Origin of the sequence: Nitrosomonas ureae (assembly GCF_900206265.1) — a bacterium.
GTDB lineage: Bacteria > Pseudomonadota > Gammaproteobacteria > Burkholderiales > Nitrosomonadaceae > Nitrosomonas > Nitrosomonas ureae_C.
The window spans coordinates 816230-839690 of sequence record NZ_LT907782.1 but is presented as its reverse complement, the minus strand read 5'-3'; the positions used below and the strand labels follow the sequence as shown (position 1 = coordinate 839690).

The window sequence follows — 23461 nt, the reverse complement described above, 5'->3', positions numbered from 1 at the left end:
TAAGAGTATTGATTATCTACAGAATGTGGCGATTGCTTTATTCGCGTCATCAATTCTCCTTTGCCGCAGATCATCATCCACATAGACAATTCCACCCGCACCATCTGGAATCGTCAGGCGGGGTGAGTCAGCGTACATTCTAAGTTGAGTCTGAGCCTCCGTGCATTTTTTTTTGTTTATTTCAGCTTGTGCCTGGTCTTTCGCTTCGTTCTCTTGTCTTTGCTTTCTGCGTTTCTCAAATTCTTCCCGCTCATCAGATAAGGCATTTGATGGGTTGCCTGGGTGGCTGCCGGCCGCCGGTGCTGTGTTGATATTTAATTGCTGTTCTTTTGTATTCACATGAGGAGGAGGGGGTTGGTCGGTGTAATGTATTTTGCCGGTTTCATCCACCCATTTGTAAATCTGTGCACTGACTGAAGCGCTAAATAGCAAGATAGTCACAGTAAATACAACAATTCTCATTGCATGCTCCAGAAAAATAATAGGTCTGAAATATATCGATTTCGTATTTAGGCAACTTAAGGAAGCTCCGAGCGAACGCTATTCCGAGCAAGGCGAAAGTCTATGACAGTGATGGTTAAAGATTTCTCACCGTGCTCGAAATAGCAGATGCGGGTTTCTAGAGCTTCCTTAAAGATTTCGTGCATTAAAACATATTAACTTGAAATATGCTGTATTCTTGGGCGAATTGGCACGAAAATTGTTGCCGATTTTGGCTATAATGTCGCTTTGCAAAGGATTGTCATTATGCAATTGACTCAAAAAGCGCTTACCTTTGATGATGTTCTCTTGATTCCGGCCCATTCGACGGTTCTTCCGAGCGATGTCAGTTTGGCGACACGATTGACACGCACCATCAGCTTGAATATCCCGCTTATCTCAGCCGCCATGGATACCGTGACGGAAGCGCCTTTGGCGATTGCTTTGGCGCAAGAAGGCGGTATCGGTATCATCCACAAAAATATGCCTATCGAGGCCCAGGCGGCGCATGTGGCGCAAGTCAAACGGTTTGAAAGCGGCGTAGTCAAAGATCCGATCACGATTCATCAGAACATGACTGTGCGCGAAGTGCTCGAACTGATACGGCGGCACAAAATATCCGGATTGCCGGTGGTGAACGGCAAAAAAGTCGTCGGTATCGTTACCAACCGGGATTTACGCTTTGAAACCAATCTTGATCAGGCCATCAAGCACATCATGACACCCAAAAGCCGTCTGGTGACGGTCACGGAAGATACAACGCGCGAAGCTGTGCTGGGATTGTTGCACAAACACCGTCTGGAACGCGTTCTAGTGGTCGATGACAACTTTGAACTGTGCGGGCTGATTACAGTGAAGGATATTATCAAAACTTCGGAATATCCGTTGGCCAGTAAAGATGAACAGGAACAGTTGCGGGTAGGCGCGGCTATCGGTGTTGGCGAGGGTAGTGAAGAACGCGCATTGGCATTGGCGGAAGCCGGTGTCGATGTCATTGTCGTTGATACTGCGCATGGTCATTCACAAAGCGTTCTGGATCGCATTGCCTGGGTTAAAAAGAATCTATCGTCGATTCAAGTGATCGGTGGAAATGTCGCGACAGCAGCAGCTGCCAGAGCGATGGCGGATCATGGCGCGGATGCGGTGAAAGTGGGTATCGGCCCCGGTTCCATTTGCACCACGCGCATTGTCGCGGGCGTGGGCATTCCGCAAATAACCGCTATTCATGACGTATCCGAAGCATTAAAGGGGAGCGGCATACCGATGATCGCCGATGGCGGTATCCGCTATTCGGGTGATATTGCCAAGGCACTGGCGGCCGGAGCAGATTCGGTGATGCTCGGTGGATTGTTTGCTGGAACTGCGGAAGCATCGGGCGAAATTGAATTGTTTCAAGGTCGTTCTTATAAAAGCTATCGCGGTATGGGCTCACTGTCAGCCATGCAGCAGGGCTCCAGTGATCGCTACTTCCAGGATCAGGAACATAAGAATAACGACAAACTGGTTCCTGAAGGCGTGGAAGGGCGTGTTCCATTCAAAGGGAGTATTTCTGCAGTCATTCATCAGTTGATGGGGGGGGTGCGTTCGAGCATGGGGTATTTGGGGTGTGAAACGATTGCGGTGATGCACGACAAAGCGGAGTTTGTCGAAATCACTTCAGCCGGCATCCGCGAATCCCATGTGCACGATGTTCAGATTACCAAAGAAGCTCCCAATTATCACGTCAAATAACGGCCCGGACATAATGCATCAAAAAATCCTGATCCTGGACTTCGGTTCCCAATATACACAGCTGATTGCCCGTCGTGTCCGCGAAACGAATGTGTATTGCGAATTGCATCCCTATGATGTCGATGCGGAATTTATCAAGACTTTTGCGCCTGAAGGTATCATTCTCTCCGGGGGGCCCGCCTCGGTTATCGAAGACGAAACGCCGCGTGCGCCACAAGTTGTATTTGAGCTGGGTGTACCGGTACTGGGCATCTGTTATGGCATGCAAACCATGGCGGCACAGTTGGGCGGTTCGGTGGAGAGTGCCTCGGTGCGCGAATTCGGTTATGCGGAGATACAGACAACGCAGCATGGCCTATTGTTTCAGGATATTAAAGATCGAGTCAGCGTGGACGGAAGCAATATTCTGGATGTCTGGATGAGCCATGGTGATGCTGTGATTACGTTACCGCAAGGGTTTGAGGTTATGGCGTATAACGCTGCCACGCCTATTGCCGCCATGGCGGACGATAAGCGTCGCTTCTACGGCATTCAATTTCATCCCGAAGTTACGCATACGCCGCAAGGAAAAACGATGATTGACCGGTTTGTGCATGACATTTGCGGCCTGGGGCGCGACTGGACCATGCCGGACTATGTCGAGGAAGCGATTGGCAGAATCCGTGCTGCGGTTGGCAGTGACCAGGTTATTCTGGGATTATCCGGCGGGGTCGATTCATCGGTGGCAGCGGCGCTAATTCATCGTGCCATTGGCGATCAATTGACTTGCGTATTTGTCGACAATGGCTTGCTGCGTGCTAATGAAGCCAAGCAGGTGAGAGAAACCTTTGCCGGAAACCTGGCGGTTAAAGTGATTCATATCGATGCCAGCCGTGATTTCTATCGCAGTCTCACCGGTATCAGCGATCCGGAAACCAAACGCAAGATTATCGGGCGCGAATTTGTCGAGGTATTTCAGCGTGAATCGGCAAAAATCAATGATGCCAAGTGGCTGGCACAAGGCACGATTTATCCCGATGTGATCGAATCAGCCGGTGGCAAAACTAAGAAAGCGCATACGATCAAATCCCATCACAATGTCGGAGGATTGCCGGAGACATTGCATCTGAAATTGCTCGAGCCGCTGCGGGAATTATTTAAGGATGAAGTGCGCGAGCTTGGATTGGTACTGGGCTTGCCGCGTGATATGGTATTTCGTCATCCATTTCCAGGACCTGGGTTGGGCGTGCGCATTTTGGGCGAAGTCAAATACGAGTATGCTGAACTGCTCAGGCAAGCCGATCAAATTTTTATTGAAGAATTGCAACATTCCGGCTGGTACGAAAAAACCTCACAAGCCTTTGCGGTTTTTTTGCCGGTCAAATCCGTCGGCGTGATGGGGGACGGACGCACTTACGAATACGTGATTGCATTGCGAGCTGTGCAAACCCAGGATTTTATGACCGCTAACTGGGCGGAATTGCCGTATTCGCTACTCAGCAAGGTTTCCAATCGTATTATCAATGAAATTCGCGGCATTAACCGTGTTGTTTACGATATCTCCGGTAAACCCCCGGCCACGATTGAATGGGAATAGAGCGCAAGTTCAAACGGCCGGTGAGCTGGTTGGCAGGCAGGGAGCTTTTAGCCAGTCTTGAAAGTATTCTAAGTTATCTATTAAATGGTGAAAAGCAGGATTCCAGGGATTGGATGTTTGCGGAAGCCCTTACACCTCCTCACTGCAATGATACTGAACAAGAATACTGGTTTGACTATATTGCCGATACCGGAGATGGATCGCGAGCAGTCTATAACGTAGCCTATTTGTGCATGAGCGGATTGTGGTGTAAGGATGGAAAGATAACACGGGGACATTCCATTTCATTAAGCCGGGCTGGCGAATTTAATCAGCGGTTGCCGCGCGGTGAGTTTTTATTCGTCGGTGGGGATACAGCGTATCATGCAGCGGATATTGCTGCCTTGAAAGAACGCTTTCAGACACCTTTCAATTGGGCTTATGAGGATATTGCGGTTACTACCGGAGAAAAGATAGACCAACGCCCCATTTACGGTATCCCGGCTAATCATGATTATTATGATGCTTTGGATGGTTTCAACCGGCAATTCTGTCACCCTATTGTGCAAGATATTCATCCTCTTGTGCGCGAACAAGAAGATCTTACCGATCCTCCATTGGGGTTGCATGGTTTTAGGCGTGAACAAAAATCAAGCTATGTTTGGTTAAATTTGCCTTTTGGTTGGAGGCTATGGGGACTTGATTCACAAGCCGGCAAGATGGATAAACGTCAACAGGCTTTTTTTGTCAGTCAGTTTTGTGACAAGCTTACCCAGGATGGAAGTTTGTTTGATGAAAACAAAAAAGAGGAAGTACAGGAAACGCTGCGCAATGCAATTCCCGATAAATTAATTGTTGCCACGCCCGAGCCCAGTACGGTATTCGGCAAGCGCGCAGCAAGCCATGCTGCCATGACGGAATTATTCTTACGATTGGGATTAGAACCCGGCTTTCTGCAGGATGGCAGATTGGATCATAGCAAATGCCGTTTGGATATTTCAGGTGATGTTCATCATTATGAGCGTTATTGGGGCAATGCCAACGAGAATGGAGAGTACAGCAACTATGCTTCTGTGGTGGCAGGCGGTGGTGGCGCTTTTTTGCATCCAAGCCATACGGATGCTGGCGAAATCAAGAAACAGAGCGTGTATCCTGCTGAGATGGATTCGCATCGTGAAGTGACACAGCGGATTCTCAATCCATGGCAGATCTTTCTGGGGGGGTATGCGTGGTTAATTGGCGCAATGGTTGGTTTCATCACCTATTTTGCAGTGACCGTTCCACAAAGCACGTGGTCTTTATTTGAACTTGTGCCCAATAACTTACGTCCAGTCTGGGGAGATCAGGACGTTCTGGCGCGCATTCAGGTAGCATTGACTCTTGCGGATACCGATGCCACCCTCAGCGGATATTGGATCGATTTGATTTACCTCCTTTTGTTTGTTGCATTTCTGATCGCATGGCGGCTCATGAGTATCCCGGAGTTATTGAAAGTTAAATATAGCGCTTCACGGGATATCTGGAACAGGCGTCTGATAACATTTCTCATCCCTGTTGTATTGGGGTTTTTTCCCTTATTACTACTGATTCTTGAGCCGGGAGAATCGACCCCTCCATCATTCCTGGCAGCTATTTTGATTGGTTTGTCATGTGTGGCAGGGCTGCTGATATTCAGCCTTATCCGTTGTTACAGTGATATTTTATTCGAACGCTCCCGAATCAGGAAAGAAACCTGGTTGGATTTTATCCCCTTATGGGTACTGAGCGTGATGGGAATCTTTTATATGGCTGTGGGTTTTCTGCATTATGGCACATACAAGGCATCGATCATGAGTTTTGATTTGTTGGTCATCGTTGTCTGGTCATTAGTCATTCTAGGCTTAACCGCATTTCCATTTTTTGCATCGGATAAGCTCGGAGTGGCTAAAGCCAATATAGGCAAATTTCTGGCCATAGGTTTTTGGCATGCCATCCTGCAAATCTCAATACCGGTGTGTTTGGCTTTGTATGTCGATTGGACAAGCTGGCTGATTATTTGCGGTGCTGCGATAGCAATAACATTGATTGCTGGACACTTGTTTACGTCTCAATATTTTTTCAGGGAATTTTCAGCTGATGTTCAGAAAAAAATTGGCCAAGGGTTACTGATTGCCTGGATTGTGATCGGAATAGCCGTATTCTTTGCAACCATGCAAGGTGAGCTTGTTGCGGTAGACGCATCGCGTTTGCTGATGGCTTTTATGTCGGGTGCGATATTTGGATGTATTTGGCTAGGGTGGTATTTGGCGGTGTCCTTGGCGTTTAATTGCCATAATAATGAAGCTGGGGGCGGTGCGCGTTCCGAGAAATTTCGTCACATGATCCGCATTAAACTAACAGAAGATACCTTAACCGGGTATGTGATTGGAATTGATGCACCAGAGAAAGACATCAGCAAGGCCACGATCCGCCTGGTTGATGTATTTACCCTGCAGGTAAAAAAATAATTTTTTTTGCGCCTATCCATCCTTGGTTAGCTCATCAAATCTCTCAGTACATAAGGCAAAATACCGCCATGCTTGTAATAATCCACCTCAATAGCAGTATCAATGCGACACAACAGTTGCACTGATTGACTGCTGCCGTCTTTTTTGCGTATCACCAGGGTGACATCTTTTTGCGGTTGGGGATTGTCCAATCCTAAAATATCAAATCGTTCATCACCTTTAATTCCAAGGGCTTCGATGCTGTCATTGTCTTTGAATTGCAGGGGTAGAACACCCATACCGATTAGGTTGCTGCGGTGAATACGTTCAAAACTGGCTGCAATCACCGCTTTGACTCCCAGAAGTTGCGTACCTTTGGCGGCCCAGTCGCGGCTTGAACCAGTGCCATATTCCTTACCGCCGAAAACAACGGTGGGAATGCCTTGCGAACGATATTTCATTGCGGCATCGTAAATGCACATTTGCTCAGGTGCGGCACCGATTGTACCCTGATAGAGCGTAACGCCGCCTTCACTGCCGGGGATCATCAGATTCTTGATACGTACATTGGCAAAGGTGCCGCGCATCATCACCTCGTGGTTGCCGCGGCGGGCGCCGTAGCTGTTAAAGTCTGCCCTAGGGACACCGTGTTCCAGCAAATACTGGCCAGCCGGAGAAATATCCTTGATTGCACCCGCCGGACTAATATGATCCGTGGTCACGGAATCACCGAAGATGCCCAGTGCAAAGGCGTGTTTGATGTCATTGCTGGTGTTGGAGACGGCTGATTGCAGCGAGAAATTCTCAAAAAAGGGTGGCTCAGCGATGTAAGTGGATTGAGGCCAGCTGTAGGTTTGTCCAGCAACGGTGGTGACGTTATTCCACAAGTCATGATCTTTGGTGAGGTTGCTGTAGAGTTGGCGGAAAGTATCCGCATTCGTGGCAAATTTCATCAGCGCATCAATTTCCGCCCTGCTGGGCCAGATATCTTTCAGCCATACCGGTTGATTGTTTTTACCGATACCGATAGGTTCGGCGGTCAAGTCTTTCAGCATCGAGCCTGCAATGGCATAAGCAACCACTAGCGGTGGAGATGCTAAAAAATTGGCGCGGATATTCGAATGAATGCGCGCTTCAAAATTGCGGTTTCCTGACAGCACCGCTGCACAAATCAGATCATTCTTGACGATGGCTTCTTCAATCGGTTCGGCTAAAGGTCCGGAATTACCGATACAGGTGGTGCAGCCGTAACCGACGAGACTAAAGCCCAGCTGTTCCAGATAAGGTAACAATCCGGTAACGGTCAAATAATCGGTAACGACGCGCGAACCCGGCGCCAGTGACGTTTTGATATGATGTTTGACCGACAATCCTTTCTCGACAGCCTTTTTAGCCAGTAACCCTGCGGCGAGCAACACGCTGGGATTGGAAGTGTTGGTGCAGGATGTGATCGCGGCAATCAGGACATCGCCGTGACCTAATTCGATCGAGAAGCCATTGAATTTGTGTGCGGATAATTCGATCGGATCGGGGGTGGGCCGATTGCTGGTCATTTCGGCGACGTTGCGAGATGCCATTCGCCGTTCGGCAGGTACCGTACGGCTTGCTGTTGAAGGGCCGCTTTCTTTCGATACTTTACGGGGAATGGGTGATGACAGCCGACTCTCATCCGCATCACCAGAATCGATATGAGTGCATACCTCGAGATCCTGAGCCCGGTCAGTGCGGGTCAAGTATCGTTGCTCGAGATCGTCATCGTGCTTGCCATAACCGCTTTCATTAACGGGTTTGTTAAAGAGCTCGGTAAATTTGGTTTTAATCGCGTTCAACTCAATGCGATCCTGTGGTCGTTTGGGACCTGCCAGTGAGGGCGCAATTGAGCTTAAATCAAGAGTCAGCTCGTTGCTATAGTCGATGTCGCCTTGGCGGGGGATGCCATACATCTGCTGTGCCTGGAAGTAAGTTTGAAATGCTTTGATCTCTTCATCGCTGCGCCCCGTACCTTTGAAGTATTCGACGGTAACATCATCAACCGGGAAGAACCCCATCGTGGCACCATATTCCGGGGCCATATTAGCGATGGTGGCGCGATCGGGTAATGTCAATGAGGCCGTTCCTGTGCCGTAAAACTCGACAAATTTTCCGACTACATTGGATCTGCGCAGCATTTCTGTAATCGTTAAAACCAAATCGGTTGCAGTGACACCTTCGCGCAGCTGCCCTGTGAGATTTACACCCACTACATCGGGCGTAAGGAAATAAACCGGTTGCCCCAGCATGCCGGCTTCTGCCTCAATGCCGCCGACACCCCAGCCTACCACGCCGATACCGTTGATCATCGTGGTATGCGAGTCGGTACCAACCAAAGTATCGGGGTATATTAATCCATCTTTTTGATGGACGCCGCGTGCAAGATATTCCAGATTGACCTGGTGTACAATGCCGATTCCTGGCGGAATGACTTTAAAAGTGTCAAATGCCTGCATGCCCCACTTGATGAACTGATAGCGTTCATTGTTGCGGGAAAATTCAATTTCCATGTTGTGATTCAGCGCATCTTTGCTGCCGTAATAATCAACCTGAATCGAATGATCCACCACTAGATCGACCGGTACCAATGGTTCGATCAGCTTTGGGTTTTTCCCCAATCTGACTGCCGCACTACGCATGGCGGCGAGATCCACCAGCAACGGTACGCCGGTGAAGTCTTGCAATACAATACGCGAAACAACAAAGGGTATTTCGTCTACCCGGGGAGCATCCGGTTTCCACTTTGCCAATTGACGGATATGCGCTTCGGTGATTTTTTTATTGTCATAGTTGCGCAACACTGATTCCAGAACAATGCGAATCGAAATCGGCAGACGGGAGATTTTCCCCGCGCCGTTTTTCTCCAGTGCAGGAAGTGAGTAATATTTCGCGCGATTTCCATGGGGAAGATTTAATTCATGCAGGCTGTTGAATAAATTGTGATTCATGGCAATATTCCTGAAGATGAGCGCGATTGGGCAGATAAATAAACGATTCTGGCCATAATATATAATTTTGATCCAACAAAGTCACGTATAGGTAATAATGTTTTTCCTCTCTGTAGGCGTAAATGAAACACAATTCATCGGCATGATGATCATTTTGGTACCATACCCCGCTTATTAACGGTAATCGAGAAAATAGAATTTATTGTGGTGAGTAGGATTTCTGTGCCGTAGCGATTGCACACTTAAAACAAAACAGGTTAAGGTATAATCTCCGGTTTCTCAATTTTGGATTGTTGGAGGTCTCTATGCCTATTTATGAATATCTTTGCAATTCATGCGGTGCCGAGAAAGAACATTTGCAAAAGATTAACGATGCACCCATTGCTGTATGCCCTGCGTGTGGCAGTAATAATTATACTAAGCTGATTTCTGCTGCGGGATTTCAATTGAAGGGCAGCGGTTGGTACGTAACCGATTTTAAAAACAAGACGAAACCAGCGGAGACTAAACCTGCTGCGAAGGAAAGCACCGAAAGTACGCCATCAGCAGCACCTGCAACTGCGGATACAGTTGCGAAAAAAGAGAGCAGTCCGTCAACGACTGCAGCAGCCGTTGATTGATTGACCTGAGCGTCTTCATATCGCGGTGATCAAACCAGAAATTATCGATCTCATTACTCAGACCCTTGAAACAATTATGCGTACAAATTACTGTGGCGCCATTAATACCGAATATCTAGATAAAACAGTAACACTCTTTGGTTGGGTGCACCGGCGCAGAGATCACGGAGGCGTCATATTCATTGATCTACGCGATCGCGAAGGCTTGGTGCAAGTGGTATGCGATCCCGATAACGTGGAAACATTTCAGACAGCGGAAAAAATACGCAATGAATATGTACTGAAAATTACCGGCAGGGTACGAAGACGACCTGAAGGAACGATCAACACGTCTTTGGTCAGCGGTGAAATCGAGATCCTGGTAGCGGCTATTGAGGTTTTGAACGCTTCCCTGACGCCGCCATTTTTGATGGATGACGATAATATCAGTGAGGTCGTGCGACTGGAGCATCGTTATATGGATCTGCGCCGTCCGGCGATGCAATCGAATCTCCGGTTGCGTCATAAAGTTGCCATGGCGGTTCGCATATTTTTGGATCAAAATGGGTTTCTGGATATTGAAACGCCAATGCTGACCAAATCCACTCCGGAAGGCGCACGAGATTATCTGGTGCCGTCACGGGTTAATGCCGGACATTTTTTTGCCTTACCGCAATCGCCGCAGTTGTTCAAGCAGCTTCTGATGGTGTCAGGTTTTGATCGCTATTATCAGATTACCCGATGTTTTCGTGACGAAGATTTGCGCGCGGATCGGCAGCCTGAATTTACTCAGATCGATATTGAAACTTCATTTCTGTCAGAGAATGAAATCATGTCTTTGATGGAAGAAATGATACGGGGATTATTTAAGAATGTGAGTAATGTGGATTTGCCCAACCCATTCCAGCGCTTGACCTATGCCGAGGCGATGTTTAAATATGGCTCTGATAAACCTGACTTGCGCATTCCACTGGAGTTTACCGAGCTGACCGATATCATGAAAGAAGTTCCTTTCAAGGTTTTCCGTGAGGCGGCGGAAAAGCCGGATGGTCGGGTGGCTGCCTTGCGCGTGCCTAATGGGGGTGAATTGTCACGTAAGGAGATTGATGATTATACGGCTTTTGTTTCTATCTATGGCGCCAAGGGTTTAGCTTATATCAAGGTTAATTGTCTTTCCGATGGTTTGGAAGGATTGCAGTCGCCGATTCTGAAATTTCTGCCGGAAAGTACAATTCAAACCGTTCTTGCTCGTACCGGTGTTCAGGATGGCGATTTGATTTTTTTCGGTGCGGACAAGGCCAAAATTGTCAATGAATCTTTGGGCGCATTACGCATTAAGGTGGGTCATCGGCATGGTCATGCCGAAGCGGAATGGAAGCCGTTATGGATAGTTGATTTTCCGATGTTCGAGCGGGATGAGGAAGAAAATCGTTGGCAGGCGTTGCACCATCCTTTTACATCACCGGCTGATGGGCATGAGAATTTGCTCGAAACCGATCCCGGCCAAGCGCTTTCCAAGGCTTACGATATGGTTCTGAATGGTTCCGAAATCGGCGGCGGATCAGTACGGATTCATCGCCAGGATGTTCAGTCCAAGGTATTTCGTGCTTTAAATATTTCCGAACAGGAAGCGCAAGAAAAATTTGGCTTTCTGCTGCAAGCGCTTCAGTACGGTGCTCCACCGCATGGCGGCATTGCGTTTGGCCTGGATCGTATTCTGACCATGATGACCGGCTCAGAATCCATTCGGGATGTTATTGCGTTCCCTAAAACTCAGCGTGCGCAATGCCTGTTGACTCATGCTCCCAGTACTGTTGATGAAAAGCAATTGAAGGAACTTAATATTCGCTTGCGCCAAGTGGATACTAAATCAAGTAGCGGGTAGCCGTCGTTTTAATGTACAAGATTCCAGTTTCCGTGCTGGTTGTTATTCATACGATTGATTTGCAAGTATTATTGTTGGAACGTGCGGATCATCCAGGTTACTGGCAGTCGGTTACAGGTAGTCAGGATCCCGGAGAGACACTACTTCAGACTGCAACGCGGGAAGTATCTGAAGAAACAGGGCTTAGTACCGCCGATTACGAATTGACCGATTGGCGAATTGAAAACCGATATGAAATTTACCAAGAATGGCGCTGGCGCTATGGACCTGATGTTAAATTCAACACTGAGCATGTATTCGGTTTATGTTTGTCAGACATTACGCCGATTAAAATCTCCATCAGAGAACATTTGAATTATATCTGGCTGCCTTGGCAGCAAGCGGCTGAACAAGTATTTTCAAGCAGTAATGCCGACGCTATTTTAAACTTGCCCGCGCACGTGCAATTCGCCCAAACCGACACTTGATCCAAACCGATCCAAACCGTCTGTGTTGCGCAACTACTTGAAGTAATTTATTAAATCTATTGTTTTTCGATTCATAACGAAAAAAGAGGCGGTATCAGCAGCGCATAGTTCCCCGTGGGCCTGCCACGGGGTTGATTCGAGATAGAATTCGTCCCGATAATGATTTACAAACGCGAGTTAGGCGATCGGGATAATGGGTAGAGAGCCATGACCCAGAATGGAGGCAGTGGCTACGTTTTGCAGGGTGATAGCTTTAGCGATGCGTTGTTCATCTTCTTCATTAGCGGTTGAATTGATATCCTTTGCCGCAGTGCCGAACGCCCAGGCATCAACTACAAACACGTCGTATTGTGGTCCGTATTTCGAACGAATTGCAGAGCGATCCACCGTTGTGCCTGTCCGTGTATTTAAAGCAATACCTAATTCATTGTGTTGCCCGACTAACTCTTCATAGGCTGCGCCTGTATCCTGCGCGGCTTGGATTATGGATGCCCTGTTTTCAGCGAAGAAACCCGCCTGATCTAAGCGATTTTTGGCTTGCTGAACAATGGATTCTTTTTCTGATCCGGTGATATTAATACCCAGTTTACTAATCAGTGAAGCAAGATCATTGATGCGCTCGGTGATATGTTGATATATTGTCGGCGCTTTGGAGCATGCGCCGCAGCCGCAGTCACTATGATCGTCGCCATGTACGCCAGTCTGGTGTCCTTTTTCTTTAAGTTTGTTAATGGTTTGTGTGGTTAACTGTAGTTCATTGATGTCAATGGCGGCTGAATTGCTTCCGAGATCACCACCGTACACTATGCTTAAAGTGCCTCCGGCTGCACAAGGAGCACTTTTGCGATAACCGCTTTTATTGGTACGGCCATCAACACATATTTCTGGTACTGAACCGTTTACCGGAACATTAAACAACCCGGCTGCGATGGCTTGATACATTTCATTTAAAATTTTCCGATCAATATCGTTGCGATTGTCGGGCCCAATAGACCCTATGCCTAAATTGAATTGATTCAGGGTAATGTATTTAGCATTACTTTCTTCAGCGCTGGCTGATGGAATTGTTGTTTCTTGCTGAATGCCGGCACCTGGAGTAGCGGAAGCTGATTCTTGATTGCCTGTAAAATGTTTTAACAGATTTTTTAAACTTTCAAACATTTTATATATCCTTTGTAGTAATTGGTCAGTTGATCATAATTTCTATTTCATACTTGCCATATTCAAAGAAATGCGAGGAAAGGGCAAATCTCGTCAAGCCAAATAACCGGTATGTCATGATTAAAACAGGGTTAAGTGACTAGACGACAGAATTCTAACACTACTTTTTCAGGTAACAGATAGTTATTCTGCATTTTCTGCATCAGGAGCGAGCAATTTATAGTATTTTTCTACTTATTTATTTGATTATTATAGAGAAGTGTATGAATAGTGTAATGGTTTGATGTAATTTCCTTATTTTTTATTTAAGGTTCTGAACTGAGAGAATTTATTTTGACGGCCATATGAGCAAAGTTATTCTTGTTTTACTGTGCAAGCGACCGGCTATCGGAATCGGTAAGCAAAGACTGGCTGCGAGCTTGGGTGCACAAGCAGCCCGGCAAGTTGCTGATGCATTATTGGCTTGTGCGCTGGAAGATGTAAGTGCATGGCCGGGTCCGGTAGTAATTGCCCCCGCCGATCAGGGTGATGTGAAGTGGGTGCAAGCCTTATCACTGCCAACCCATTTTCCGGTAACTGTTATGCCCCAGGTGACGGGAAATCTGGGGCAACGGCTCAATGCGCTAGATCGGGCATTGCGTGTACAAGGCGAAGAGCAATTAGTATTTATTGGCAGTGACGCGCCGGGCTTGACCAGTGTAGATTATGATGCAGCCTGTGGCGCATTGCAGCATCATGATATCGTATTGATTCCGGCCCTGGATGGCGGTGTCGTGCTGATGGCAAATCGATGTGCATGGCCAAACTTGAGCGTTTTGCCATGGAGCAGTGATTGCTTGGGGATCTCTTTGATAGACATTTGCCGCAATGCAGGAAAATCCGTGACGACGATAAAACAAGGTCAGGATGTCGATGAGCTGAAGGATCTGATAAAGTTGGGCAATTTGCTGCGACAGGATAAGCGGCCTGCACGCCGTATGTTATTGGAACTTGTTGATACGATTGTTTCATCTCCCGAAATACCTTATGGTTAAATGTAGTGTCATTATTCCTTGCTACCATGATGATGGGAAATTAGCGCGTTTACTGGAGCAATTGCAGCAATTACCGGATAAACCATGCGAAATTATTGTTGTTGATGCTGCCAATAGCGCCTGCTGCTTAAATATTTGTAAGCGGTTCAAGGTGCAGCGGTTGGTGAGTGAGCCTTGCCGCGGGCAGCAATTGCGCATTGGTGCAATGCAGGCCACGGGTGATGTACTGTGGTTTTTGCATGCGGATGCGCAACTATCAACCGATTCAGTCCGAGCGATATCAGGCGCGCTAGCACAAGGTGCGATCGGTGGATATTTTCATTTCCGCTTTGCCAAACCGCGTGCGTGGCAAGCTTTTATCCTGGAGCCCGCGATTGCGCTGCGATGCCGTTTCGGTGTTCCTTACGGTGATCAAGGAATTTTTATCAAGCGTTCAGTTTATCAACAAACCGACGGGCATGCGCCTTGGCCGTTATTCGAGGAAGTGCCTTTGGTGCGATCAGCCCGCCGTTGTGGTAAGTTTGTATCTTTGTCCGAGCCTATTTTTATAGATTCGCGTCGTTGGCAGCGTGATGGCTGGTGGCGGCGTACCTGGCATAATCGTAGACTGGCCTGGAATTTTATGTGTGGCGCCAGACCGCAGGAACTTGCCGCAAGATATCGTTCTAAAATTGGTTCGTGAATGACATAATGATACAAATCATTCAATGCGGGGGAATATCATGCAAGAGAGCGTGCAAAAATATTATGGCGAAACGCTCACGGGTACTCAGGATTTATTGACGAATGCATGTTGCACTGATGCCGGGCTGCCGTATTTTGTAAAGCCACTGTTGAACCGGGTGCATGCAGAAGTGCGAGCACGCTATTATGGCTGCGGCTTGGTGCTGCCTGAATTACTGGAGGGATTAGCCATTCTGGATTTGGGGTGCGGTGCAGGAAGGGATGTATATGTGCTGGCGCAGTTGGTCGGAGAGAAAGGACGAATTGTCGGCGTGGATATGACGGAGGAGCAATTGACGGTTGCACGTCAGCATGAAAAATATCATCAGAAAGCCTTTGGTTACAAACGCAGCAATGTGTGCTTCCTGCAAGGGTATATCGAACGATTGCACGAACTTGAGTTGGCGGATGCCAGCATGGATTTGATCGTATCGAATTGCGTTATTAATCTGGCGCCGGATAAGGCGGCAGTATTACGTGAAGCCTTTCGCGTGTTGAAGCCTGGGGGTGAATTGTATTTTTCCGATGTTTACAGCGATCGCCGTATCCCATCGGCATTGGTGCATGATCCGGTGTTGTATGGCGAATGCTTGAGCGGGGCACTCTATTGGAATGACTTTTTGCAATTGGCACGCAAGAATGGCTTTTCCGATCCGCGTTTGATCGATGATCGATCAATTGGCATTAATAATCCTGAATTATCAGAAAAGATCGGTAATATTCGTTTTTATTCCGCAACATATAGACTGTTCAAATTGCACGATCTGGAACCGGCTTGTGAGGATCATGGGCAAGCGGTGGTATATCGAGGCACGATTCCTCATTACCCTCATGCTTTCCGGTTGGATAAGCATCATTTCATTGAAACAGCTAAGCAGTTTCCAGTATGTGGCAATACCTGGCGCATGCTGCATGACACGCGATTCAGGGAGCATTTCGATTTTTATGGCAACTTTGACCGGCACTTCGGTATTTTTCCAGGTTGTGGCATGGGCATTCCGTTTGCTGATGCAACTACTGGTGAGCAGATCAGCGGGTGCTGTTGAACATGAATGCTACCGTCTTATCCGCATCCGAAAAGCGCCATCCCCGTTCCAAGTTATGGTACGTCACCCACGATGATAAGCCGCGTGGCTTTATCCGTTCCCATGCTTTAGAGGAACTATGGTTTCATACCGGTACCGCATGTAATCTGGCTTGCCCTTTTTGCCTGGAAGGATCAAAACCGGGTGATGATCGTTTGCAGCTTATGCGTTTCGATGATGTTAAACCGTTTATTGACGAAGCGGTAGCTTTGGGTGTTAAGCAATTTTCCTTTACCGGAGGGGAGCCGTTCATTAATAAAGACATAGTGCACATACTTGATTATGCATTACAGTATCGCCCTTGCATGGTATTGACCAACGCTACGGAACCACTGATTAAGCGTTTACCGCAATTGGAATCATTGCGTGAGCATTCCCATGCTGCGCATTTCCGGGTTAGTTTAGATCATTTTATGGCGCATGAACATGATAAAGGCCGTGGTGAAGGAATGTTTTCGATGGCATTGGACGGGTTATGTGCTTTGAGCGATAGGGGATTCAGTGTATCCGTGGCTAATCAGAAAATTTCCGGTTTGCCGGCAAGTAAAGTGGCCAACTGTTTTTCCGAGGTATTTCGCGGTGCGGGCTTGCCGGAAGATTTGCCGCGAATTGAATTTCCTGAATTCTATCCCCCCAATACCACAGTTCCTGCTCCTCAGATTACGCAAAGTTGCATGGTGGATTATCAGACCGAATCGACCCGACGTGAATTCATGTGCGCTTTCAGCCGTATGGTGGTAAAAAATGCCGGTGAATGCAAGGTCTATGCGTGTACGCTGGTTGATGATGATGCCGATTATGCATTGGGGAAAACATTGACTGAGAGTCTGCAAGAACCGATCAGTATGAAGCATCATCGCTGCTACAGTTGTTTCCGGTTTGGTGCTTCATGCAGTGAGATGAAATGATAACGATGGGATGTCTGGATCAGTGAAGTCAATGAGTTCTGACAGATACTACCTTGGTGTTTGAGCATGCTTGAAATCTCTGAAGGATTGTCATTCTGCGCCGGCTTTCAGTTATTACCAATTCTTTAACTTCTATTTTTCCTTGTAGAATCCATAAGATACTGTACTTTTTCTAACGGGAGTTTAGCTGAATGGTGGACCAAGGTTCTTTTTTCGCTAAAACATCCTCAGAGCGTGAGAAAAGAGAGTGACTTAGCAGCTTAACGAAAATCTCGGAGGCTTACTTTCGAGACGGCCCGTCTATAGAAATTGTGGAGCTAGTGCTTCAATCTCAATAGATTTTAGTTAAAGGATGGAGAGAGCGGATTTGAGGGTTCAGTCAATACATGTTATGCAAGTTAAAAAATGAAAAAATATATCAGCTCAAGAATTTTTCCGTATTTCCCCAAAGATAAAGAGAAAGTATTTTTTGGGGAAAGCTGTGGACACAAATCTATTTTGTTGAAACTATACGAGGAAGATATTCGTCAGTATGTATAAAATCAGCTCAAAGTGATGGAAAAGGTGAAAGGAAAGTTTGAGCAACTTACCTCTTCCAAACGTCGGTCGATTGCGGTCGAGTTTTTCTAAGCCTAACCGAAATGAAAAACGATCATGCACATTAACTGGATCAAATGCAAAGAACAGATGCCGCAGGATGATGATTCAGACATAATTGTTTCAGATCAAGGGACTTATTACATTCTGCCAAGTTACATGATCAGCAGAATGTGTAGATCAGCCATTATGAATGCTTATGAATGGACACCCTATACAGAAGAAGTTTGGAAGGAGTTAACCAGGAAATGAAAGCGGCTTTTTCAGGTTATGAATACGAAACTCAGGCATTTGGATAGGGGTCAGGTTCAAAGACTGCAAATTCGTTAACTGAAACCCAGACCAAAAATGTGAAGAAACCTCTAATATTTTATTCTAGAGGGATTAAACAAGTAGTGTGCGCACAGGAACGGGTGTCAAGCAAGGGCAACGGAATTGTCCCCGCACGCACACAATTAATGACAATTAATGCGGGTGGAAATTTAATGGCTGATAACAGAAAAAGCATGGCAGCAGCTGATTTCTAATTTATCAAAATTGTATGGAATTTAACAGATAAATAAAACCATTGGGTTATATTGATATCTATCAACAATTCTTGAAGCACCTATTAAGTGCTGGTGAAGGTGCAACAGTTGTAGAGTTTATAGAAGGCTGGGAGTCGGTAGGAAAAAGTTTTAAATAAACTCGAATCCAAAAGTCTTGTAACTGTGAAAAAACTACCGCGTTCATTTAACAGATGTGGAAAAGTGATGGTATCAACACTGTGCTCGATTAGGTACCTAAATGATATTACGATATTCTTATTTGAAAAATAATGTGTTAAATGTAGGGAGGTTATTTAATGGCTGACTGGAAAGCATGGACCGGAACTAAAGAACAACTTCAAGAAATGACGATGTCTGAAGATGGATTCATCGTGAAGAATATTCTTGGAACCGAATCGCCGGTTCTAAAAGTAACTGACTTTGCCTCTGATGAGCATGTTTTGGAATATATTGATAATAATGAATCAACTCATTATTTAATAATTGAATTTGATTCATTGCGTCATATAAAAATCAGACAGGCAGAAACAGGTCAACCCATTTGGTATCGTTCCATATTTTCTCCCAGGGAATCCCCGGGAACACAGACTTGTTTCCCTAATTGGTATATGAAGGATGTTGAATACTCACTAAAACCGTTCGATGTAACAACCAGCTCGCAAGAATAAGAAACCTCGCTGCTGGCGGCGGAGCTCTTTATCGGATTCATGGATGCCATCCAAAACTCATTGAAAATATGAGATTATTTTAAAGTTAATAATTTTGTAGATTACCAAAGGTTCGCTACGTTGTAGAGAACCTTTGGCAGCCAAACGCGATGGCTAGAATCCAAGGTGTTGCATTATTGCGAATTAGTTGATTATTACAATATTAAAACTTAATCTACAACAACAGCTTGAGTCACAAATGGATCGTTAGTATGAATCATCCAATTGTTTAATGCGTTACGGTGATTATCAATTATTGGTTTGAGAGCGAGGTTATTGATTAAATTTTTGGTTTCTCCAGAGTCAGCTTCCATATCAAAAAAAGCTTCTCGGATAGGAATATCATATGCAGTATGCGTCTTGAGGAAAAGAGCATACTTATAGCGAGTACTTACAGCTACTCGGCTGAAAAAGTTTCCAATTTGAGCAAAAGCATATTTTCTCAAGGGAGTATTAAAATTTCTTAGAACTTTCAGCGCACTCTTCCCACGCAAACCTTGAGGCGTTGTAATTCCTGCAGCATCGCATAATGTTGGATAGAGATCCAGCGCAGAAATCAAATGCTTCCGATTAACAACACCTCCCGGAATCCCAGGGCCTTTTATGATAAAAGGAACGGACAATGCTTCGTTGTACATTGAGAATTCTCTTATCCGACGGTGAGATCCATTCATTTCACCATGATCACCTGTAAAGATCAGGTATGTGTTACTTTCTAATCCAGCTAACTTAATCCCTTCAAGAATCTCTCCAATTTGATTATCAACAGTTTCAATGAATCGATAGTATTGATAGGAATGCCGGCGAAAATTTAAATTGCTCCATCCTATGTTGGAATTTAAAGCGGGGGGAGTTGTACTGCCACTAGCTTGACCAAACTCCAGGTCCGGTGCATAAAAATTGCTTGCCAAATGAGGCAGCAGAATGGGATTAGTGGGAATTCCAAACTCATTTATGGTTTTCTCATTAACATGGGTAATATCATGTGGATTATTAAAAGAAATTGAAAGCAGAAAGGGGTTGATAGGTTTTTCTCTTAAAAACTTGATGGCAGACTTTACTGAATTTATGTCCAATTCAGCGATGTTCCCATTATAAAATGGATCATCGTAAGGCAAAACGTCAAAACCTCTAACATCGTTACTTCCAGGTTCGGGGATTTCAATCGGAACATGCCATTTCCCCGACCAGAATGTCTAATAACCGACATTTTGGAAGGTTTCTCCTAGTATTTCAATATCTTCCGGTATTCCTTGATCATTACTTGATACACCGAGTTCATAAGGCATACGTGATGCAATCAAAGCCGCACTTGATGGTGTGATAATGGAAACGCACAATACGATTTTACAAACCTGACGCCATTGGCAGCGATAAAGTCAATCGCAGGTGTTGAAACATTGATATTTCCGGCGCAGGACATAGCGTTGGCGTAATGTTGATCCGTTGGAATGAGAATAATATTAGGCCTATCAACAGCCTGCGACTTTATATTCATCGAAACTGTACCAGCTAGCAATCCCAAAATAGAGCGTTTAATGAAAGATCTTCGCGTAGGCATAGTTTTATTTTTTAGTTAATGTAATTAGGTAGTATAACCAAGAAGAAACGAATTTAATGATAACAACTTTCGATTATCATTAAGCGAATGATAGCGTGCGCATGGTTTCTTATAGCAGATCACATCATCCCACCCAAAAATTACGCATCATTCCCATATCTTCATGCTCAAGATTATGGCAGTGATAGAGAAACAAACCAGTATGATCCTGGAATGGCTTAATAATTTCTATTTCTTCCCCTGGCAATACCAGCACGGTGTCCTTCCAACCGCTATTGATAAACCCGTCTTTAACGGTGTTGTATGCGTCGCTTTGTGGATTGGTTGGAGTGCGCGATACGATTTGAAATTGTTGGCCGTGAATGTGAATCGGATGAGGTTGAGACATCATCATGCCCATGCCACCACCGCGCATGCCGCCGCCCATTCTTCCCATCCCCATACCGGATTCGTGAAATATCCTGATTTTTTGTAAGCTATTGACAGGAATTTTTTCTATGTCCTGATAGTTTTCCATTTCAAACGTTCTACCATTCAACTGAAACGACATATGACGCATGCCGATTGCGATGGGTACGGTTTTATCCGGCTGAGTTACATGGGACGTCGTCCAGCGTTGCATCGGGATTAATCGCTCCGGTAATCGGGGTGAATCGCTTATGCGCTCAGTGATTTTGAAAGATGCAATCGAAAGCGCTTCATGCTGCCCTGCCTGCCCCATCATGCCCATTCTGCCTCTGCCACCCATTCCTCCCATATGGGATGAGGGGATTTGATACGGTAAGCTTTGCAATATTAGCTCCGAACCCACTTTGCGGCCGCTGAAATCAACCCATAATTCTACCCGCTCAGCGGGCGCAAGCATGATATAAGGAAATGTTTCAGGTTTTGGCAGTAATCCGCCATCGGTACCGATTGCTGTCAGCGGTGTACCATCATTCCATCCCAGTTTATAAATTCTGGCATTCGATGCATTTAAAATTCTCAGTCGGTAAGCTCTGGTCTTAACCGGAATCACGTTGTCTTTCTGGCCATTGAGCAGAATGGTATCGCCCAAAAACCCTTGCATGCGCTGATGCATACCCAATATATAGCGTAGCTGGTTACCCTGTGTAAAACTGCGATCCTGAATGATCAAAGGCAAATCATATTCTCCACCGGGCAATTCCAGTTTTCGTTCCGCCTCATCGGTTACGGTAATCAACCCGCCCAAGCCTTGGTAAACCTGCGTGGCGGTCAATTCGTGAGTATGTGCATGGTACCAGTTGGTACCTGCTGGATTGTCTACTTCGAATTCGTAAATATACTGCTCACCTTGATCGATGGCGTACATCGGATGACCATCCATCACCTGCGGCACGTGCATGCCATGCCAATGGGTAATGCAAGGCTCCGGTAATTGGTTATGGAAATATATCCGGACTTTCTGCCCGCGCTCGAAATTCAGGATCGGACCCAAATAACCTGGTAGATCTCTTAGTGCGGTTTGCGGACCGTTGAGCACTTTTCCGTTGTATGTTAAAACATGCGTACGGGCACCGGGAAGAATTGGCATATCAGTCGCTTGTGCCGTGAGTGCAATTTCAACATCGGCCTTGAAAGCACTATTGGCGGTTTTTCCGGCTGAGCGGATTTCAGCCAGCGAGAAGCCGGGCATTGCGGCGGTTATTGCGCCTAACGCGGCATATTGCAGAAATTGCCGTCTTTGATAATTTACGCTGGCCATGAGAATTCTCCTATTAACCATTCAAGTACATGCCTGATAAATTTGACAGCCAGTAACGAAATTAAACGTCAAATAACTTCTATGGCTGCTATTTCATAAATACAGGGAAATTCGGTTAACCCATTGATAGAGGTTGAATTACGTTGATAAAATCTCATACGAAACTTAAATAAAATCTCCCATTTATAATTTTATTCCCAGGCAACTATAATTTCCAGACATCCATCGATTGTTTGCGCTGACCGATTATTCAATTTGTGAAACTTTGGGTTGCGATAAGATCAACATACTTTACTTCTTGTTTTGCAGGCATGAATCCCAATAAGGCGCTCCCTCGAATCGCTGAATCAGAAAATCGACAAATGCCCGCACACGCTGGGAAAGGTGACGGGTTTGTGGGTATAGGGCATAGGTAGAGAGCTGTGAGGATGTGTACTGAGTCAGTAACGGTATCAAAGCGCCGCGTTCGATTTCCTTATATACGATAAATGTCGGCATCAGTATGATACCCGATCCCGCTACGGCGGCATCGCGAAGAAATTCGCCATTACTGGCTTTTAAATAAGGTACTATTTTTATTCTGATCAACTGACCTTCGGTATTGTACAAATTCCAGTTTTCAAAATTACTGATCAAGTTGTAAGCCAAACATCGATGATGGATAAGTTCTTCCGGCGATTGGGGTTCCCCCATGCGTGCAAGATATGAAGGGCTCGCACACATAATGGCTTGAATAGAGGCGAGACGGCGGGCAATCAAACTGGAATCCGGCAGGCTGGCGATACGAATTGCCAGATCGAAGCCTTCAGTCAATATATCCACTTGACGATCATTAAAATCCAGGTCAAATGTGATTTCCGGATGAGCCTGCAAAAATTCACTGATAGCGGGTCCCAGGTGCATCAGACCAAAACTCAGCGGCACAGCCACTTTCAAGTTGCCTTTTAGGGCGCCGTGAAATTGCGAAGTGGCATGTTCTGCCTCGAGGATATCGGCAAGAATGCGTACCGATTGTTGATAAAAGGCGCGTCCACTGTCGGTCAAATTCATCTGCCTCGTTGTACGATGGAATAACTCCACGCCGAGGTGCGCTTCAAGCTCTTTCAAACGCCGGCTAACCACTGACTTTGCCACATCCATGCGATCCGCAGCGCCGCTGATACTGCCGGCTTCAACGACACGCACAAATGCATTCATATTTTCAAATCGATCCATTTTAGTCTTATTGTTGCTTATATGAGAACAGTATAT

General features: G+C 46.0%; 19 protein-coding genes. 12 read left to right on the top strand and 7 right to left on the bottom strand.

Annotation, left to right across the window (positions count from 1 at the left end; translation table 11 throughout):
- Positions 1-12 precede the first annotated feature (12 nt).
- Positions 13-462, bottom strand: a complete 450-nt coding sequence (locus tag CPG39_RS03800; RefSeq protein WP_096292101.1) for a DUF4124 domain-containing protein — start codon at positions 460-462, stop codon at positions 13-15.
- A 285-nt stretch (positions 463-747) separates the two neighbouring features.
- On the opposite strand from CPG39_RS03800, the gene guaB reads away from it, so the two are divergent.
- Genes guaB through CPG39_RS03785 form a run of 3 tightly spaced genes read left to right on the top strand, consistent with a single transcriptional unit; the run spans position 748 to position 6252 of the window.
- On the top strand, positions 748-2211 hold the full coding sequence (gene guaB / locus CPG39_RS03795; protein ID WP_096292100.1) for an IMP dehydrogenase: 1464 nt from the start codon (positions 748-750) through the stop codon (positions 2209-2211).
- Positions 2212-2224: 13 nt separating this feature from the next.
- Complete coding sequence (guaA, locus tag CPG39_RS03790; protein WP_096292099.1) at positions 2225-3787, top strand: glutamine-hydrolyzing GMP synthase; 1563 nt, start codon at positions 2225-2227, stop codon at positions 3785-3787.
- A complete protein-coding gene (locus CPG39_RS03785; protein WP_096292097.1) occupies positions 3778-6252 on the top strand; it encodes a hypothetical protein in 2475 nt (824 codons plus the stop codon). Before guaA ends, CPG39_RS03785 begins: the two co-directional genes overlap by 10 nt.
- A 26-nt stretch (positions 6253-6278) precedes the next feature.
- Here the strand turns inward: CPG39_RS03785 and CPG39_RS03780 are convergent, their stop codons facing one another.
- Positions 6279-9209, bottom strand: coding sequence for an aconitate hydratase (locus CPG39_RS03780; protein ID WP_096292095.1), 2931 nt, complete (start codon positions 9207-9209; stop codon positions 6279-6281).
- Positions 9210-9514: 305 nt separating this feature from the next.
- On the opposite strand from CPG39_RS03780, the gene CPG39_RS03775 reads away from it, so the two are divergent.
- The 3 genes from CPG39_RS03775 to nudB all read left to right on the top strand — a co-directional run bounded on the left by CPG39_RS03775 (position 9515) and on the right by nudB (position 12160).
- Positions 9515-9829 carry an FmdB family zinc ribbon protein gene (locus CPG39_RS03775; RefSeq protein ID WP_096292094.1) on the top strand — a complete coding sequence of 105 codons (315 nt, stop codon included), beginning with the start codon at positions 9515-9517 and terminating at the stop codon, positions 9827-9829.
- 76 nt (positions 9830-9905) lie between these two features.
- The gene (aspS, locus tag CPG39_RS03770) at positions 9906-11693 is read left to right on the top strand and encodes an aspartate--tRNA ligase (protein WP_096294248.1); all 1788 of its coding nucleotides are present in this window, start codon (positions 9906-9908) and stop codon (positions 11691-11693) included.
- A gap of 11 nt (positions 11694-11704) precedes the next feature.
- Positions 11705-12160 carry a dihydroneopterin triphosphate diphosphatase gene (gene nudB, locus CPG39_RS03765; RefSeq protein WP_096292093.1) on the top strand — a complete coding sequence of 152 codons (456 nt, stop codon included), beginning with the start codon at positions 11705-11707 and terminating at the stop codon, positions 12158-12160.
- A 177-nt stretch (positions 12161-12337) separates the two neighbouring features.
- Here nudB and CPG39_RS03760 read toward each other — a convergent pair whose 3' ends face one another.
- On the bottom strand, positions 12338-13321 hold the full coding sequence (locus CPG39_RS03760; protein ID WP_096292092.1) for a cadmium-containing carbonic anhydrase: 984 nt from the start codon (positions 13319-13321) through the stop codon (positions 12338-12340).
- 344 nt (positions 13322-13665) lie between these two features.
- Here CPG39_RS03760 and CPG39_RS03755 point away from each other — a divergent pair, with 344 nt between their 5' ends.
- The 6 genes from CPG39_RS03755 (at position 13666) to CPG39_RS03730 (ending at position 18884) form a co-directional block, all read left to right on the top strand.
- Positions 13666-14355: a TIGR04282 family arsenosugar biosynthesis glycosyltransferase gene (locus CPG39_RS03755; protein ID WP_096292091.1), complete on the top strand. Its 690-nt coding sequence runs from the start codon at positions 13666-13668 to the stop codon at positions 14353-14355.
- Positions 14348-15037 (top strand): TIGR04283 family arsenosugar biosynthesis glycosyltransferase, encoded by a 690-nt coding sequence (locus CPG39_RS03750; RefSeq protein WP_096292090.1) that lies wholly within the window; start codon positions 14348-14350, stop codon positions 15035-15037. The genes CPG39_RS03755 and CPG39_RS03750 overlap by 8 nt, the downstream gene beginning before the upstream one ends.
- A 40-nt stretch (positions 15038-15077) precedes the next feature.
- Positions 15078-16124: a methyltransferase domain-containing protein gene (locus tag CPG39_RS03745; protein ID WP_096292089.1), complete on the top strand. Its 1047-nt coding sequence runs from the start codon at positions 15078-15080 to the stop codon at positions 16122-16124.
- 2 nt (positions 16125-16126) lie between these two features.
- Positions 16127-17071: a radical SAM protein gene (locus CPG39_RS03740; protein ID WP_096292088.1), complete on the top strand. Its 945-nt coding sequence runs from the start codon at positions 16127-16129 to the stop codon at positions 17069-17071.
- A gap of 654 nt (positions 17072-17725) precedes the next feature.
- A complete protein-coding gene (locus tag CPG39_RS15005; protein WP_096292087.1) occupies positions 17726-17920 on the top strand; it encodes a DUF551 domain-containing protein in 195 nt (64 codons plus the stop codon).
- Positions 17921-18512: 592 nt separating this feature from the next.
- The gene (locus CPG39_RS03730) at positions 18513-18884 is read left to right on the top strand and encodes a hypothetical protein (protein ID WP_096292086.1); all 372 of its coding nucleotides are present in this window, start codon (positions 18513-18515) and stop codon (positions 18882-18884) included.
- Between the two features lie 209 nt (positions 18885-19093).
- Here CPG39_RS03730 and CPG39_RS03725 read toward each other — a convergent pair whose 3' ends face one another.
- The 4 genes from CPG39_RS03725 to CPG39_RS03715 form a co-directional block, all read right to left on the bottom strand.
- The gene (locus tag CPG39_RS03725; RefSeq protein ID WP_172424076.1) at positions 19094-20041 is read right to left on the bottom strand and encodes a sulfatase; all 948 of its coding nucleotides are present in this window, start codon (positions 20039-20041) and stop codon (positions 19094-19096) included.
- 182 nt (positions 20042-20223) lie between these two features.
- Entirely contained in the window at positions 20224-20421 is a 198-nt protein-coding gene (locus tag CPG39_RS14325) for a hypothetical protein (protein ID WP_145956203.1), read from the bottom strand.
- Between the two features lie 187 nt (positions 20422-20608).
- Positions 20609-22210 carry a multicopper oxidase family protein gene (locus CPG39_RS03720; RefSeq protein ID WP_096292083.1) on the bottom strand — a complete coding sequence of 534 codons (1602 nt, stop codon included), beginning with the start codon at positions 22208-22210 and terminating at the stop codon, positions 20609-20611.
- 291 nt (positions 22211-22501) lie between these two features.
- Complete coding sequence (locus CPG39_RS03715) at positions 22502-23425, bottom strand: LysR family transcriptional regulator (protein ID WP_096292082.1); 924 nt, start codon at positions 23423-23425, stop codon at positions 22502-22504.
- Positions 23426-23461: the final 36 nt, after the last annotated feature.

What these genes read in the sequence shown, in the direction of transcription:
- CPG39_RS14325 (WP_145956203.1), bottom strand. Translation starts at nt 20,421, where the DNA reads ATGAATATAAAGTCGCAGGCTGTTGATAGGCCTAATATTATTCTCATT.
- CPG39_RS03750 (WP_096292090.1), top strand. Translation starts at nt 14,348, where the DNA reads ATGGTTAAATGTAGTGTCATTATTCCTTGCTACCATGATGATGGGAAA.
- CPG39_RS03780 (WP_096292095.1), bottom strand. Translation starts at nt 9,209, where the DNA reads ATGAATCACAATTTATTCAACAGCCTGCATGAATTAAATCTTCCCCAT.
- CPG39_RS03755 (WP_096292091.1), top strand. Translation starts at nt 13,666, where the DNA reads ATGAGCAAAGTTATTCTTGTTTTACTGTGCAAGCGACCGGCTATCGGA.
- CPG39_RS03760 (WP_096292092.1), bottom strand. Translation starts at nt 13,321, where the DNA reads ATGTTTGAAAGTTTAAAAAATCTGTTAAAACATTTTACAGGCAATCAA.
- guaB (WP_096292100.1), top strand. Translation starts at nt 748, where the DNA reads ATGCAATTGACTCAAAAAGCGCTTACCTTTGATGATGTTCTCTTGATT.
- aspS (WP_096294248.1), top strand. Translation starts at nt 9,906, where the DNA reads ATGCGTACAAATTACTGTGGCGCCATTAATACCGAATATCTAGATAAA.
- nudB (WP_096292093.1), top strand. Translation starts at nt 11,705, where the DNA reads ATGTACAAGATTCCAGTTTCCGTGCTGGTTGTTATTCATACGATTGAT.
- CPG39_RS03785 (WP_096292097.1), top strand. Translation starts at nt 3,778, where the DNA reads ATGGGAATAGAGCGCAAGTTCAAACGGCCGGTGAGCTGGTTGGCAGGC.
- guaA (WP_096292099.1), top strand. Translation starts at nt 2,225, where the DNA reads ATGCATCAAAAAATCCTGATCCTGGACTTCGGTTCCCAATATACACAG.
- CPG39_RS03775 (WP_096292094.1), top strand. Translation starts at nt 9,515, where the DNA reads ATGCCTATTTATGAATATCTTTGCAATTCATGCGGTGCCGAGAAAGAA.
- CPG39_RS03745 (WP_096292089.1), top strand. Translation starts at nt 15,078, where the DNA reads ATGCAAGAGAGCGTGCAAAAATATTATGGCGAAACGCTCACGGGTACT.
- CPG39_RS03730 (WP_096292086.1), top strand. Translation starts at nt 18,513, where the DNA reads ATGGCTGACTGGAAAGCATGGACCGGAACTAAAGAACAACTTCAAGAA.
- CPG39_RS03715 (WP_096292082.1), bottom strand. Translation starts at nt 23,425, where the DNA reads ATGGATCGATTTGAAAATATGAATGCATTTGTGCGTGTCGTTGAAGCC.
- CPG39_RS15005 (WP_096292087.1), top strand. Translation starts at nt 17,726, where the DNA reads ATGCACATTAACTGGATCAAATGCAAAGAACAGATGCCGCAGGATGAT.
- CPG39_RS03720 (WP_096292083.1), bottom strand. Translation starts at nt 22,210, where the DNA reads ATGGCCAGCGTAAATTATCAAAGACGGCAATTTCTGCAATATGCCGCG.
- CPG39_RS03740 (WP_096292088.1), top strand. Translation starts at nt 16,127, where the DNA reads ATGAATGCTACCGTCTTATCCGCATCCGAAAAGCGCCATCCCCGTTCC.
- CPG39_RS03800 (WP_096292101.1), bottom strand. Translation starts at nt 462, where the DNA reads ATGAGAATTGTTGTATTTACTGTGACTATCTTGCTATTTAGCGCTTCA.